The 16,587-nt window shown below is 33.3% G+C and carries 10 protein-coding genes; 6 read left to right on the top strand and 4 right to left on the bottom strand.

The window, feature by feature from the left end; genetic code table 11:
• The 4 genes from IX290_RS02570 to IX290_RS02555 form a co-directional block, all read right to left on the bottom strand.
• Positions 1-2,901 carry an autotransporter domain-containing protein gene (locus IX290_RS02570; protein WP_211491641.1) on the bottom strand — a complete coding sequence of 967 codons (2,901 nt, stop codon included), beginning with the start codon at positions 2,899-2,901 and terminating at the stop codon, positions 1-3.
• Positions 2,902-3,047: 146 nt separating this feature from the next.
• Complete coding sequence (locus tag IX290_RS02565) at positions 3,048-6,308, bottom strand: autotransporter domain-containing protein (protein ID WP_211491640.1); 3,261 nt, start codon at positions 6,306-6,308, stop codon at positions 3,048-3,050.
• A 161-nt stretch (positions 6,309-6,469) separates the two neighbouring features.
• A complete protein-coding gene (locus tag IX290_RS02560) occupies positions 6,470-7,843 on the bottom strand; it encodes an MATE family efflux transporter (protein ID WP_211491639.1) in 1,374 nt (457 codons plus the stop codon).
• A 198-nt stretch (positions 7,844-8,041) separates the two neighbouring features.
• The gene (locus IX290_RS02555) at positions 8,042-9,169 is read right to left on the bottom strand and encodes an anaerobic sulfatase maturase (protein WP_211491638.1); all 1,128 of its coding nucleotides are present in this window, start codon (positions 9,167-9,169) and stop codon (positions 8,042-8,044) included.
• 398 nt (positions 9,170-9,567) lie between these two features.
• Between IX290_RS02555 and IX290_RS02550 the strand changes: the two genes are divergently transcribed.
• The 6 genes from IX290_RS02550 to IX290_RS02525 all read left to right on the top strand — a co-directional run bounded on the left by IX290_RS02550 (position 9,568) and on the right by IX290_RS02525 (position 16,555).
• Complete coding sequence (locus tag IX290_RS02550; protein ID WP_211491637.1) at positions 9,568-10,290, top strand: GntR family transcriptional regulator; 723 nt, start codon at positions 9,568-9,570, stop codon at positions 10,288-10,290.
• Between the two features lie 48 nt (positions 10,291-10,338).
• Positions 10,339-12,051, top strand: coding sequence for a solute:sodium symporter family transporter (locus IX290_RS02545; protein WP_249168816.1), 1,713 nt, complete (start codon positions 10,339-10,341; stop codon positions 12,049-12,051).
• 25 nt (positions 12,052-12,076) lie between these two features.
• The gene (locus IX290_RS02540; RefSeq protein ID WP_211491636.1) at positions 12,077-13,528 is read left to right on the top strand and encodes a sulfatase-like hydrolase/transferase; all 1,452 of its coding nucleotides are present in this window, start codon (positions 12,077-12,079) and stop codon (positions 13,526-13,528) included.
• 107 nt (positions 13,529-13,635) lie between these two features.
• Entirely contained in the window at positions 13,636-14,376 is a 741-nt protein-coding gene (locus IX290_RS02535; protein WP_211491635.1) for a GntR family transcriptional regulator, read from the top strand.
• 64 nt (positions 14,377-14,440) lie between these two features.
• Entirely contained in the window at positions 14,441-15,394 is a 954-nt protein-coding gene (locus IX290_RS02530; protein WP_211491634.1) for an ROK family protein, read from the top strand.
• An 18-nt stretch (positions 15,395-15,412) separates the two neighbouring features.
• Positions 15,413-16,555, top strand: a complete 1,143-nt coding sequence (locus IX290_RS02525; protein ID WP_211491633.1) for an SIS domain-containing protein — start codon at positions 15,413-15,415, stop codon at positions 16,553-16,555.
• The last annotated feature ends 32 nt before the right edge of the window (positions 16,556-16,587 follow it).

Genomic DNA, 16,587 nt, shown 5'->3' with positions numbered 1-16,587 from the left:
TTAGAATGAATATTTAAGTCCAACTGATGCTATGCTATTCCATGATTTTCCATTTTCAAATAAGAAATCAAGATTTCCTGTAATCGCTACTGATGGAGATATATCTTTTTCAGCTCCAACACCTAGCCATGTAGTATGTCTTGCTAAATCTATACCTTTAAATCTAAGCATTACATCTGAACCTGTGAAATGTCCATCAAATCCAAGGTCTCTATTTCCAACATTTATCTCATGAGATACATAACCATTTACTCTGTAATCTTCTCCACTGTATTCTCCTCTTAAACCAAGGACAACTCTGTTAGCTGTATAAGTTTTCTTATCTGCATTAATTCCCCAAGCTGCATTTGATTCTGAGAAACTTCCTCTTCTTAAATTATCATAAGAGTATCCTAAATATGGAGTAAAATATCCAAATGTTTTTCCAAACTCAGCATATAGTGAAAGCATTGTATCATGGTGTTTAATATCTCCTTTTACACCACTTAAACTGCTATCAAGTATCTCTCTTTTTACCTTTGAAGTTATTCTGCTTATTCCAGTTCTTCCAGCTATATAGCTTCTGTCTTCAAATGATTTTTTACCATATAGTGATACTCCTACATTGTCACTCTTTGCATCTCCTGCAAATCTATTAAAGTCAGCATCTCCATATGAATAATCTATTGCAACTCCTGCTCTTGCATTATTTCCAACTTTTCTATCCAGACCAAATTGTCCACCAACTACATGAGTCTTAGCTCTTGCATATCCGCTCTTATCAATTCTTCCATAAGAACCCATACCTTGCATCCAGCTTTGCCATCCCTCACCATCAGAAGTCAGCATACGGTTAGATAAAGTTCTATTTACATCTCTTGACTGAGCAAATGTCAGAGCCTGTGCTGTTGCATAAACTTCTCCAGATACAAAATCTGTAACAGTTGTAAGTGATGATGCTGAAAGAGTCTGAATTGCCCTACCTTTAATCTTATCATTAGCAGTCAAAGTTCCAGCTACCTGTTTGCTGTCAAGTTCATCTAAAACTCTGTTCATATTTGCAGCTGTATTAAGTTTGCTCTCATCAGAACCCTCTATACAATCCTCAAGATTTTTTCTCTCAAGTGTTACTGTTAAAGTCTTACCATCTGTTGTAGCACTTCCATTAAAAATATCTCCAGCCATTACTCTTGGAGCTACTCCCTCAATTCTCTGTGCTTCCATAGTTGTTGCAACTGCTCTCTTACCAATATAGTTAGAACCTAAATCCATTACAAGGGCATCATTTGCTCCAAGTGTAGCAGTTCCTCCAACTTTAAGTTTCTTACCAGTATTTATAACAGTACGACCATTTCCATCAGATTTATAATCTCCTGTAACTGTTCCATCTCCCAGTAGTTCAAATGTTCCTTTATTTAAAAGGTTGCTCTTCTTACCAGGGTCTGTAACAGCCTCTCCACGTATATCCAGTTGTCCTATAACACCTTTGTCGTGAAGAACAATTTTTGCTCCCTCTTCAATAGTTGTATTTGAAGAAGAGTGATTTTTATTTATTTTAATTGTTCCCTCTTTTACAATACTGTCTCCAGTATAGTAGTTTTTACCAGAAAGAACCAGAGTTCCAGTTCCTGTTTTATAGATTCCAGAATCTCCATATATGTCATTTTCAAATTTTGTCTCTCCACTTGGAATTCTTGCCTGGAAGTAATTTTTTCCACCCACTTTATTTGCAGAATCAACTGCAAGAAGTGTGTTTAAAAATCTTCCTGGTCCTTTCAGTGCTCTTTTTGCATTTAAAAGTCCCCAACCATACTTAATATCAGGGTCATTCGCAAGATATCTGTTTGCTTCACCTTCAGGTGCTCCAAGTGCAGTTACCTTATCAGTAGTTGTAAGAAGTGTATCTCTTACCTGTGATGCACTCATCCAAGGATATTTTATAGCTACATGAGCTGCTGCATTTGCAACAAGTGGTGCTGAGAATGATGAACCGTCAAATTCCATTTCGACAAGATTTCCAGCTTTATCATGCTTCTTAAGTTCAAAATCTCCAGGTGCTGTTATTGCCCATTTAGCAGCTACTCCTGCATATGAATGGTGTAACTTACCTGATTCTCTTGTTCCTACCACTGCAAGCCACCCTTTTTCAAGTTCTGGAAAATATTTAGGAAGTGATGCTAAAAGTGTAGCATTGTTATATGATTTTCTTTTTGTGTCTTCTGCGTTTCCAGCACTCCATATAAAGAGTCCGCCTTTATTGTTAACTGTATCCTTATAGAAAGTGAGAATCTTTTCATTTTCTGCAGTTGTTCCTGGCTCTTTATCTGAACCTATTAATTCTTTTACATCTTCTTGTCTGAGTGTAGGTCCTGTACCGTCAAAGTAATTATCCGGATAAGATGCCCCCCAAGACTGGTTAAATATCTTAACTCTCTGATGTCTAAGTTCTCCAAGTACGTCTTCATAAAGGTCAACTGATGGATGAATTATTGAAGTGTTTTCTGTCTTCTTCTCTCCAATACTTGCTGCTACTGTCTTATACTGCTCATTACCTTTGTATATAACCTCAAGTACAGCAACTCCATGCTGATTTTCTGATGGAGTATATTTCTTAGGGAGTATCTCTATACGATCTCCATACTTAGCTTCAATATCTGCCTTTTCACTTATAAAGTCACTGTCTAAAAGACCTATCAGGAAGTTTCTTTCAGCTGGTGAAGCTGTATCTATTGTTTCTCCACTTCCTCCACTGTGACTTCCAGTTCCTGTTCCAGTTGATCCTCCCCCAGAAGGTATATGTGTTGTTCCAGTTGGCGGGGTTTTGACGTTACTTCCACCTCCACCACCTCCGCCTCCTCCACATGAGGCTACTAGTAAACCGAGAAGTATATACACTGGTAAAAATTTCAATTTTCCTTTCATATTGCATCTACTCCTTAATCTAAATATATATCTTAATAAAACACAATTTTATCCGAGGTTCCCTCTACTATTATATCACAATTTGTACACAAAATTGTAATTTTTATCAACAAAAAAGCTGTAACTTCACAGCTACAGCCTCTTTACTAAAATGAATATTTTATTCCAATACTCACTATATTATCTCTTATTTTTTCTTTTTCAACAACAAAGTCAACATTTCCAGTTATGTCAAATTGAGGATTAACCTTCCTGCTTATTCCCAATCCAAACCATGTACTGTTTTTAACAAGATTCATTCCCTTAAATCTATATAATCTGTTAGAACCTGTAAATTTTCCTTCAAAGCTCAGATCACGATTGCTAAGAATTACATCATGAGCAATATATCCTGTAAACTTATAGCTGTCTTTTTCGTAAAAACCTCTTATACCAGCAGTTAAAGAGCTATAATCATAGTCCTTTTTATTGGTATTTATTCCCCATGCTGCATCTGATTCAGAGAAACCTCCCCTTCTCAAATGATTGTATGAGTATCCAATATATGGATTTATATAGTTATAGCTTCTACCTATCTCTCCATAAGCTGAAAAAAGTCTATCGTGATGTTTAATATCCCCAGTTACAGAATTCATCTCTTCATCTAAAAGATCTCTTTTTACTCTTGCTGAAATTCTTGACATTCCCAATCTACCTGCAAGATAAATTCCATCTTTAATACTGTTTTTTCCATAGATAGATACTCCTACAATATCACTATTGTATTTTCCAGCATATCTGCTGAAATCAGCTTCTCCATATGAATAGTTGATAGCCACTCCTGCAACAGCATTTTTACTCAATCTTTTATCTATACCAAACTGTCCACCTGCTGTTTTTACCTTAGCAGATGCATAACCACTCTGAGATAGTTTTCCATCACTTCCCATCCCTTCCAGCCATCCACTCCAGTTTGAAGTATCCTCAACTTTTACAAGACGATTACCTAATACTCTATTTACATCTCTTGCCTGGGTAAAAGTAAGAGCCTGTGCCGATGCATAAACTTCCCCAGATATTAACTTAGAAGCATCTTCTATTGCTCCAGCTGACATAGTCTCAAGAGTTTTTCCTCTCAACTTATCACTTTCTGACAAAGTTCCAGTTTCCAGTTTGCTATCAAGTTCTGCAAGTACTCCCTCTATATTTTCAAGTGTATTTAAACTGCTTTTATCCTCAGTTTTAACATAGTCTTTAAGATTTTTTCTCTCCAGAGTTACCGTTATATTTTTTCCATCTGTAGTAGCTCTGCTATCAAAAATAGGTGCACTCATAACATGAGGAGCAACTGTTACAGATTCAGCTTCAATTACAGGGACTTCTATTCTCTTTCCAATATAATTATTTGAAGTTTCCACTCTCAAGGTGTCATTTTCTCCAATACTTACCTCTCCAAGAACTCTAAGTTTTGAATTTATAGGGATTTTTGTCATTCCACCATCCATAGATCTGTAATTTCCACCAATAGTTCCCACTGTGCCATCCAGTTCAAACTCTCCACGATTTTCAACATTTCCAGCACCTTTCAGGATATAGTCATCACTATCCACCTGTGCTATATATCCTTTATCATGTAATACGAGCTTTCCACCACTCTCAATAGATGTATTTTGGGATGAATGAACCTTGTAAACATGAAGTTCCCCCTCTTTTACAACAGTGTCCCCTGTATAGTGGTTTTTACCCATAAGATGGAGTTTACCATTTCCTGTCTTATAAATTCCTGCATCTCCATAAATATTATTTTCAAAATATGTGTCTCCAGCTGGTATCCTTGCCTGGAAGTAATTTTTTCCATCAACTTTATTTGTAGAATCAACTGCAAGAAGCGTATTTAAAAATCTTCCTGGTCCTTTAAGTGCTCTTGCAGTGTTCAGATATCCCCAACCATATTTTCTTTCAGGTTCCATCTCAAGATATCTATTTTCATCTCTGTCACGTACCTCTTCACTATCATTATAATTTATTTTACGTGTATCATCACCAGTTGTAAGTATAACATCTCTTACCTGAGATGCACTCATCCAGGGGAATTTCTGTGATACAAGTCCTGCTGCTCTTGTAACAAGTGGTGCAGCAAAGGATGACCCTCTATATGCCTTTGAACCACCTGATTCCATAATTGTAAAATCTCCATTTGCAGCAATACTCCATCTTTTCGCATCTCCTGCATAGGCAAAATGTCCATAATCTCTCTCATACTGTTGATTTACTGCTCCTACAACAGAGATCCATCCCTTTTCAAGTTCTGGAAGATATTTAGGCATTGAGGCAAATATACTGGCATTGCCATACTGCACTTTCTGATTCTTACCATTTACCTTTATTTTATCCCAATTTCCTGCAGCCCAGATAAAAAGTCCTCCCTTATTGTTTACTGTATCGTTATAAAATTCAACTAAGGCCTCATCATCATCTGACATAAGCCGTCTTTTGAAGTTTCCACTATTTATAGTTGGATAGTTATTATCATCAAGATTTATTGCCCATGAGTTGTTAAATATCTTAACTTTCTGATCTCCAAAAAATCCCATTGCCTTTTTATAGATATCTGCTGATGGTCGTACTGCATTTAAATTTTGTCTTCCATCAAATACAACCTCACCAAAGCTTCCTGCTACAACTTTAAAGTTTTCATCTCCATTAAGATTTATAACTTTTATTACATAGGTTCCATGTTTATCTCCATTTGGAGCTCTTACCTCATGTGGCAGATCCTCTATTATCTCTATGTTATACCTGTTTTTCATATCTGTTTTGTGTGTTATAAAATCAGCATCCATAATCCCTATTATATACTCTGGCCTATTTACAGGTCTTGTTATATTTGGCAGTTGCTGATTATCTATGTACTTAAATGAGGTTCTTGAAAGATTAAGTGGATTGTCGTAATTATTGTGGCTTTCATCTGTATCACTTTCTCCAGTTGATCCTGTGCCACCATGTTGACTATCTCCACCTTGAGATTGTCCATCCCCAATTCCTGGCACATCATGTTCTCCTCCATGTGAAGAACCGCTTCCTGAACTATCTGAGGATCCTGATCCGCTATCTCCTCCACTTTGAGATCCTTCATGTCCTGTGCCTGATGAGTCATGCCCTCCATCTTGTGAAGATCCATCTCCTGAATCAGATGATGAATCTAACCCACTTTCTCCTGTTGATCCATGATCTCCACCGGATGGATGCTCATCTCCTGGATTTACAGCTGGATTTTCATGCTTTGGTCTCTCAATGCCTCCAGGTACATGAGAAACATTTCCAGGGTGAGTGGCTACACTGCCTCCACCCCCTCCTCCACCGCCACATGAAGCAATAAGAAGGCCCAAAAAAATATAAAGTGTTATAAACATCAATCTCTTTTTCATATTAATTTTCCCCTTATCTTAATATTTTATACATTTTTTTAATTATAACATATTTTTTAAAATTTTATATTAAAAAGCTCCTATATAAATCCTTTATTTTCAATAAAAAAAGGTGGACACAGGTTCAAGTTCCCTCATCTCCACCATTATTTTTTAAATATTTATATTGTTATTTCCTCATCATCTCTTAGAAGTTTCTTCATAGTAAATATCATAGTTGTATAGCAGGCTATTCCACCTAGGAAGTTTGACACAGGTTCAGCCATAAATATACCATCTACTCCCAAATTCCATAATCTTGGAAGAAGAAGTGTAAGTGGAACTACAACAAAAACCTTTCTAAACAGTGTAAAGAAAATTGCCTGTTTTGATTGTCCAAGTCCTACAAATACTGCCTGCCCTGAAATTTGGAAAGCCATCATAAAGAATCCAAAGAAATAGATATGAATTGCTGAAATTCCCTTTGAAATCATATCTGGATCTGAGTTGAATACCTTTATCAATGGTTCTGGGAATACTAAAACTGCCACCCAGCTTACAACCATATATACTGAAGTTATAAATGTAACAAATATTATTCCTTTTTTTATTCTATCATACTCTTTAGCTCCAAAGTTATACCCAAGTACTGGCTGAGCTGCAGCTGTAACTCCATGAATTGGCAGCATAGCCACATCTCTTATAGAGTTTACAACAGTCATTAGTCCTACATATACGTCTCCACCAAACTCCTTAAGCATTGTATTACAAGCCACCTGTACCACACCATTTGTTGCAGTCATTAGACAACTTGCCATACCAAGTCCCAATATCTCTCTTAATATTCCAAATTGAACTTTCAAAGTATCTTTAGTTATTTTAAGGAGAGTTCTCTTTCCAAGTAAGAAAGACATTACCCAGGCTACAGATATAAATTGAGAGATTACAGTAGCTATTGCAGCTCCCTGAATTCCCAATCCTAAAAGAAAAATAAATATTGGATCTAAAATTATATTAACTATTGCTCCTGCAAGAATGGTTATCATTCCAATATTTCCAAAACCCTGAGCATTTATAAAGCCATTCATTCCTGACCCAATCACTATAAAAGGAGTTCCTATAAGATAGATCCTCATATACTGCATTGCATAAGGATAACTTGCATCACTTGCTCCAAATAGATACAATACAGGCTTTAAAAAAGTATATGCTAAAAACATAAGTATAAAACTTGAAATTACAAGCATAGTAAGGGTATTTCCCATAACTTCTTCTGCTCTTTTTACATTTTGCTGCCCTCTTGCTATAGAACAAAGAGGTGCTCCACCCATTCCAAAAAGATTTGTAATAGCCATAACTATTGTTATAATTGGAAATGTAAGTCCAAGCCCTGTAAGTGCCAGAGAAGATGCTCCTGGAAGATGTCCTATATATATTCTATCCACTATATTGTATAGAACCTGTACCATTTGAGCTATTGTCATAGGTACTGCCAGTGCCAGAATATGTTTGTAAATACTTCCCTTTGCAAAATTGCTTTTATTAGTTGTTTCCATCAAATCACCGTCTTAATTTTTTCATATGCGTTCTTACATTATATCATACTTAACGGTGATATTTAAAAGAAATAAAAAATTCAATTCTTCATTTATCCCTTAAAATAGGCTATTTTATTAACCAAAAATCATCTAAAACTTCTATTTATTCATATTTATAACGATAAAATGTAGAAATTATTAACATCGTCAATAGAACTATCTATTTCCCATTCTAACTTTTATCACATAATTTGCCACATCTATTAATTTATCCAAATTCTTATCAAAGAACATTGTATAACTTTTACAAAATCTGTTATGATACTCTCCATTTTCATCTATCTCTTTGTGTCTTCTACATCCACCTCTACACAGTTTAAAATAATTGCATTTTTTACATTTTTCATTTACAACTAGAGATGAACTTAAAAACTGATTCTCTTTTTCGCTATTTAAAATATCAGTAAAAGATGAATCATTTATATTTCCAATTTTATACTCATCTAATACGTAGAAATCACAAGGATAAATGCTTCCATCAGATTCAACTATAGCATTGATATTACAATGCCCCACCATGTCACAAGCTTCAGGTTGCTCTCCAAGAATGATTTTTACCATGTTATCAAAGTATCTGACACTTGTAAATCTTCCATTCATAATATCCTCATACCACAATTCAAATGTGTCATTTAAAAAATTACCATAATCAACATCTGTAAGTGTATACTCCTTTTTCTCTTTTGAGTAAAGCTCATCTAAACATGGAATAAATTGAAAATATCTATATCCATTATTCTTGAAAAAGTTATATATCAATTTACCATTTTCTGCTGTGAGTTTATTTACAACTGTTAAAATATTGAAGTCAATTTTTTCTTTTTTTAATAAATTGATACTCTCTTTAACTTTAGCAAAAGTTCCATTTCCACTTTTATCAATTCTAAAAGCATTGTGAGTATCTCTATTACCATCTACTGACACTCCAATAAGATAGTTATGCTCTTTAAATAACCCTGTCCATTTTTTATTAAGTAAAGTTCCATTAGTTTGTAGAGCAAAAGTAGTATTTATTTTTTTAACATTGTATTTTTCAACTAAGTTATGAAATCTCTTAAAGAAATCAATTCCAGCCAATGTTGGCTCTCCACCTTGAAACATAAAATTAACCTGGTAATCTACCTCTTCAAAAGCTTTTCTGACCATATTTTCAAGAGTTGTATCATTCATAATCCCATAATTTTTTATTACTCTATTGTCAGCAATATCATAATAAAAACAATAAACACACTTTAAATTGCACCCACTTGACGCTGGTTTTATTAATAAATTTAGACTATTCATTTTATCCTCCAATACTTTATCATTAGTAAAAACATAACATATAAAAAAACTATAAGCAAGAACTTATTTTTCATCCAAATTTTTATAAGATAAAATAACTAACTCCTACTTCTTATTTTTTTCACAATTTCTTCATCATAAAATAGCACTAAAAAATTACATTTTTATATATTAATCGTGCACACTATTCTTATTATTTCCTATTTTTTTGAAAAAATACAAAAAAAATAAAAAAATTTTTTTTAGATACAAGTACATACAAGAGTAAATTAATTGTGTTTTATGCTCCAATACAAGTTTTTTGTGTCAAAAATCATCATTGACAATAGTATTTTCAATGATTATACTTGTTATAACAACTTAGTATGATTAAAAGATATAATTCAAAAGGTGATAATATGTTTGAGATTAATAAGAATAGTTCTGTACCTATATATGTACAGTTAGCTGATTATATCAAGAAAGCTATAGATAATGGTGACCTTTTGGAGAATGATAAAATTCAAAGTGAAAATGAATTGTGTGCTTCTTATGATATAAGTAGAACCACTGTTAGACAGGCATTAAAAATACTTCACAATGAAGGATATATATACAAGGTTAGAGGAAAAGGAAGCTATGTATCCTCTTCAAAAATATATCAAAATCGTTCTACATTCAGTAAATTTTATGACGATATCAAAAATCTGGGAAAAACCCCAAAGTCTAAGATACTATCTCTAAAAGTAGTAACACCATCTACAACTGTAAGGGAAAAAATGAAATTAGATGATAAAGACAAAGTTTGTGAAATAGTCTGGGTGAGATACAGTGATGATCAACCACTTATCTATGAAACAATTAACCTAAACTATAAACTTATGGAGGGAATAGAAAAAGAACCTCTTCAGGAAATGAAGTTATACGACATAATTACAAAAAAATACAATATAAAGCTTACTCATGGAAATGAACAGTTTATGCCATGCAAGATCTCTAAATCAGAGGCTGAATACTTAAATTGTAATACTGGAGACCTTGGTATGAATGTAATTCGTACTGTATACCAACATGATCAGGTAATTGAATATACAAATTCAACTGTACTTGGAGACAAATTTATCTACACAGTCAATTTTTAACAGGCGTTAATTTACTATAAAAATTAATTTATTTCAAGGAGGATTTATATGTTTATGACGTTTTTAACATTTTTCATTGTAACAGCTTTAGTCGCTTTTATCTCTTGGCTTAAAACTAAAGGTGAAGAAAACAGTGCTAAGGGATATTTCCTAGCAGGTAGAGGACTTAGTGCAACAGTTATTGGGTTCTCAATGGTTTTAACAAGTTTATCTACTGAACAATTGGTTGGAGTTAACGCTTCATCTTATCAAAGTAACTTTTCAATCATTGCGTGGACAGTTCAATCTGTAATTCCACTTTGTGTATTAGCTCTATATCTACTTCCTAGATACCTTAAAGGAGGATTTACTACAATCCCTGAGTTCTTCGAAGAAAGATATGACAAACAAACAAGACAAATAATGTCTCTATTATTCCTAGTTGCTTATACATTCGTATTAATTCCAGGTGCTCTATATTCAGGAGCTATTGCATTTACTAAGATATTTGACGTAGAAGCAATGTTCGGTGTAAGTTTCAACGTAGCTCTTTGGGGTGTTGTATGGTTAATCGGTATTATCGGAGGTATATATGCAATATTCGGAGGATTAAAAGCAGTTGCTGTATCAGATACTCTTAACGGATTTGCTTTAATAATCGGTGGTATCATGATTCCTTTCTTTGCTTTAAGATTCTTAGGAGACGGAAGCATGGTTAAAGGTATCGAAATTGTAACAACTAACCATCTTGATAAATTAAATGCATGGGGAGCTGCTGGAGACCCAGTACCTTGGACAACAATATTTACAGGTATCTTAATAGTTAACTTCTTCTATTGGACAACAAACCAAGCAATCATTCAAAGATCACTAGCTGCTAAGAGCTTAGCTGCTGGACAAAAAGGTATCTTATTTGCAGGAGTATTCCTATTATTACTACCTTTATTACTAAATGTTCCTGGATTAACATCTTTCTATATCTTTGGAGATGCATTAAAAGATCACATAGACTTAGCTTATCCAAGTCTGGTATCAAAAGTATTACCAACACCACTATTAGGATTCTTTACAGCATGTCTATTTGGAGCAATATTAAGTACATTTAACTCGTTTATTAACAGTGCTGCAACACTATTCTGTTATGACTTATATAGACCAATATTCAAAAAAAATATCTCTGATGAAGATTTAATTAAAGTTGCTAAAATAGCAGGTACTATAATAGCAATCATCGCTATGACAATCGCTCCATTATTACAATATGGAAGTGGAGGATTATTCCTAGTATTAAGAAGATTTGCTGGATTCTTCAATATCCCAGTTATCGCTCTAGTTGCTATTGGATTCTTAAATAAGACAGTTTCTGGTAAAGCTGCAAGAATAACTGTATTACTTCACATTATCCTTTACTACTCACTAGTATGGATTTTCAAAGTAAAATTAAACTTCGTACACGTTATGGGTGGTCTATTTGCATTTGACATTATCGTAATGCTTATCCTAGGAAATGTATATAAGAGAGAAACTCCATATGTTTTAACTCATAAAAATAAATCAAATGTTGATTTAAGTAACTGGAAATATGTAAAACAATTCTCAACAGTATTAATTTTAGGTCTATTCTACCTATACACAGTTCTATCTCCTATTGGTTTAGCTGGTGGACATGGTATAATGGGTATAACAATTGTTTATGCTATAATCATTGTAGTTGCATTAATTATCTTAACAATGTATGATAAACAAAAGGCAAAAAAAGTTACTACTGAAACTGAAGAATAATTAAGTTATTTAAAGGAGAATTTCTATGCGTAATATAGCTTACATCTTACTTGACCAAGTAAGATTGGATATGCTCGGAACTTATGGGCATAAAATAGTAAAAACACCTAATATGGACGCTATTGCAGCTGATGGAATAAAGTTTACTAATGCTTTTACTCCTGCTTCTGTATGCGGTCCTGCAAGAACTTCACTATTTACTGGACAAATGCCTAGTAACCATGAACTTATGAGAAATAGTGAAAAAGGTGGACAGGGAGACCCTAAATTAGATAATCCAAATATCATCTCTGAAATGGGAGATTATGTAAATTATCTAATTGGAAAATGGCACGTTGGAAAAACAGTTTTACCTAGAGACTTCGGATTCAGAGGACATAACTTTGATGGTTATGGATATCCTGGAAGCGGAGTTTATAAAAATATGGTATTTGCTCAAGGACCTACTCAAGAACCAAGATATGTAGATTGGTTAAAAGAAAAAGGATTTGAAATTCCTGAAGTAACTAATGCATACTTTGGAGAAAACCCTCACTTAAGAGTACAAGAATTATGTGGATTCTTAAGTGGAACAAGAGAATCTACTCTACCATTCTTCGTAGTAGATGAAGCTAAAAAAGCTATCCTTGAAGCTAAAAAAGAAAATAAACCTTTCTTTGTATGGATGAACTTCTGGGGTCCTCATACTCCATGTGTAGTTCCTGAACCATACTACTCTATGTACAAACCTGAAGATGTTGTACTGGATGAAAGCTTCTACAATCCTATGGATGGAAAACCTCTTCACTATAAAGATATTGCAAAAATGTGGGGAGTATGGGAAGCTACTGAAGAAAGATGGAAAGAGATTATATGTAAATTCTGGGGTTATATCACTCTTATAGATGATGCTATTGGAGAGTTTGTAAAATTCTTAAAAGAAGAAGGATTATATGATGACTTATTCCTAGCTATCACAGCTGACCATGGAGATGCTATGGGAGCTCATAAGATGATAGAAAAAGGTGAATTCATGTTTGACACTACTTACAGAATTCCTATGATTATAAAAGACCCATTAGCTAATAGAAAAGGTGTAGAGGATGACAACTTTGTATATCTTCACGACTTAACACCAACTTGTAATGAAGTTGCTGGAAAGAAAGCTCCTGACTTCTTTGATGGAGAATCACTTTTACCTATCCTTAGAGAGGGAAAAAGAAATAATAGAAAAGGAGTTCTTGGACAATTAGCAGGTCACTTTGTAGCTTTCGAACAAAGAATGTGGAGAAGAAATGATTATAAATTAGTATTTAACGCCACTGACGTTGGAGAACTATATGATCTTAAAAACGATCCTGGAGAATTACATAATCTTTTCTACGATGAAAAATATGCTAAGATAAAAAGAGAAATGTTAGAAGAACTTCATGCTGAAATGGTAAAAATTAAAGACCCATTAGAAAACTGGTTATACAGAATCATCTATGAAATATAAATCTTTTTAAAGGGGGCGCATGCCCCCTTTATAATAAAATTGTATTGTCAAATGATATTAAAGGTGATACTATTAATATAAGAATAAATTCTAATGGAGGGATCCAAATGGTATTAGGTAAAGAAAGAATTCCTCTTTATTGTCAGTTGGCAGATATTATAATAAATGAAATAGAAATCAAAGGATTAAAAGAAAATGATAGATTACCTGCTGAAAGAGAGTACTGTGAAAAATATAAACTTAGCAGAGCTACTGTAAGACAGGCTATCAACTATCTTGAAAAAAAAGGATATCTTTATAAGGTACAAGGTAGTGGGACTTTTGTTTCTTCAAGAAGATTAAAACAGAAACTTCTTAAGTTTTATAGTTTTACTGAAGAGATGAAAAAACAGGGAAAAACTCCAGAATCTAAAATTCTATCATTTAAAATAATTGAATCTGATGATAAAATTTCAAAGGAATTAAATATAACCAAAAAAGAGAAGGTCTTTGAATTGGTAAGACTTAGACTTGCAGATAATGAGAAAGTCATGTATGAAAAGACATATCTTCCATATAAAAGATTTTCTGATTTAACAAAAAAAGATTTGCGTATCAGCCCTTTGTATGATATTCTACAAAGTAGATATGGACTTTCTTTTACAAAAGCAATAGAAAGATTTTCAGTTGGAATTGCAGATGAAAAGGTAGCAGATATTCTCTCTATCAACCCTGGTATGCCAATTATAAATCTTCAAAGATGGACTCACACAGGTATTGAAATTATAGAGTATACAGTAAGTTCAGTAAGAGGAGATAAATTCGAATTTGAAGTTGAGCTGAATAAAGAACAAAATAGCAGACTCTAAAGAGTCTGATTTTATAACAAAACAAAATGGTACGGACAACAGTATGACTTTAAGGAGGGTGAATATGTCTTATTACGTAGGAATAGACATTGGTGGAACTAATGTAAAGCTTGGAATATTAGATGAGTGTGGTCAAATTCTTAAAAAGAAAAGTATAAAGACTGAGTCAAAAAAAGGACCTGAAAATACTTTTACAAGAATTTGGAATACTGTAAAAGAAATGGCTGAAGAGCTAAACATCAATATAGATGATATTATATCTGTGGGATTAGGTATTCCTGGTCCTGTAATTAACAACTCAATAGTTAAAATAGCAGCAAATTTTTCCTGGAATGATGATTTCCCAGCTAGGGATTTAATGGAAAAAATTTCAGGTAAACCTGTAAAAGTTGGTAATGATGTTAGAGTTATTGCTCTTGGAGAAACACTGTTTGGTGCTGGAAGAGGTTATAAAAACAGTATCACTATACCAATTGGTACTGGTATTGCTGCTGGAATAATAATAAATGGAAAAATTCTTGAAGGTCTTGATGGAGCAGCTGGAGAATTTGGTCACGTTGTAGTTGAAAAGAATGGTTACAAATGTGGTTGTGGACTTACAGGATGTCTTGAAACATACTGCTCTGCTACTGGAATTGTAAGAGAGGGTAAAAGAAGACTTCAAGAAAATCACGACAACGCACTATATAAACTATTAAATGGTGATATAGAAAAACTTGAAGCTAAAGATATATTTAATTTGGCTAAAAAAGGAGATCCATTTGCTATGGAAATAGTTGATTTCTTCTGTGATAAGCTGGCTCAAGGTATTGGAATGTTAATCAATATAATCAATCCAGAGGTTATTATTTTAACTGGTGGAGTTGCTAAAGCTGGACAGATTATTGTTGATACTATGAAAAAACATCTTCCAAAATATGCACTTAGAATGAGTATGGATAATATTGCATATAAATTTGGAGAATTAGAAGAAGAAGCTGGAATTAAAGGTGCTGCTGCACTTGTTATGGATAAATAAAAAGGAGTCTGATAAGAAATGGAATTAAAAAATTGTATAACTTTTAAAGAGATTGCACAACAACCTTCTATCTGGAAAGAAGAATTGGACATAATCAAAAATAACCTAAAATCACTTGGTGAATTTATAGACAAAGTTAAAGGGGACAAAATTAAAGTTGTCTTCACTGGAGCAGGATCTTCAGAATTTGTTGGAAATACTTTATGCTCATATGTAAACAGCAAAGTTGATATTGAAGTATTATCTATCCCAACTACTGATATTGTATCTATGCCTGAACAATATTTAGATAAAGATGCAGCTATGATAATGGTGTCATGTGCAAGATCAGGAAACTCTCCTGAAAGTGTTGCTACAATTAAATTAGCAGACAAATTAGTAAAAAATATACACCATGTATTTATTACATGTAACCCAGAAGGAAAACTTGCTCAAATGGCAAAAGATTCAGATAATAAATATCTTCTTTTAATGCCTGAAGAGACAAATGATAAAGGTTTTGCAATGACAGGAAGCTTCTCTTCAATGGTTGTTGCTGGAGTACTTGTATTCTTAAGACAGGATTTTGATAAACTTGCAGACAGAGTTACTTATGTTTCAAATGTTATTGAAAAGAATTTTGATAAGATATTTGCTGATGCAGAAACTATAGCTGACCTTGATATAGAAAGAATAGTTTACTTAGGAGATGGAGCTTTAAAAGGACTTGCTGAAGAAGTTTCATTAAAAGTTCTTGAACTTACAGCTGGAAAACTTGCTTCTTTCTTCAATACATTCCTAGGATTCAGACATGGTCCTAAATCAATAGTTAATGATAAAACAGCTATTGTTTGTATGATGTCAAATAACCCTTATACTAGAATCTATGAATTAGATCTATTAAAAGAGTTCAAACATGAAGGTGGAAAAAAGAAAATTATAGTTTTAGACACTGTTGATGATAAAGAAGTAAGAGCAAACTGTGATTACTACTTCACTTTAAATGATGCAAAAGTTGGTGCTATGGAAGAGGTATTCTCTGGACTTTCATACTTAGTATTTGGTCAACTTCTATCTCTAATTAAATCAGCTAAATTAGGAATTAATCCTGACAATCCTTGTCCTACTGGTGAAGTTAACAGAGTGGTTAAAGGTGTAATAATTCACGAATATAACAAATAATTTATTATTTTATTTAATTTTTAAGGAGGCAA

Origin of the sequence: Fusobacterium sp. DD2 (genome assembly GCF_018205345.1) — a bacterium.
Taxonomy (GTDB): domain Bacteria; phylum Fusobacteriota; class Fusobacteriia; order Fusobacteriales; family Fusobacteriaceae; genus Fusobacterium_A.
This window is presented reverse-complemented; position numbering and strand designations above follow the sequence as displayed.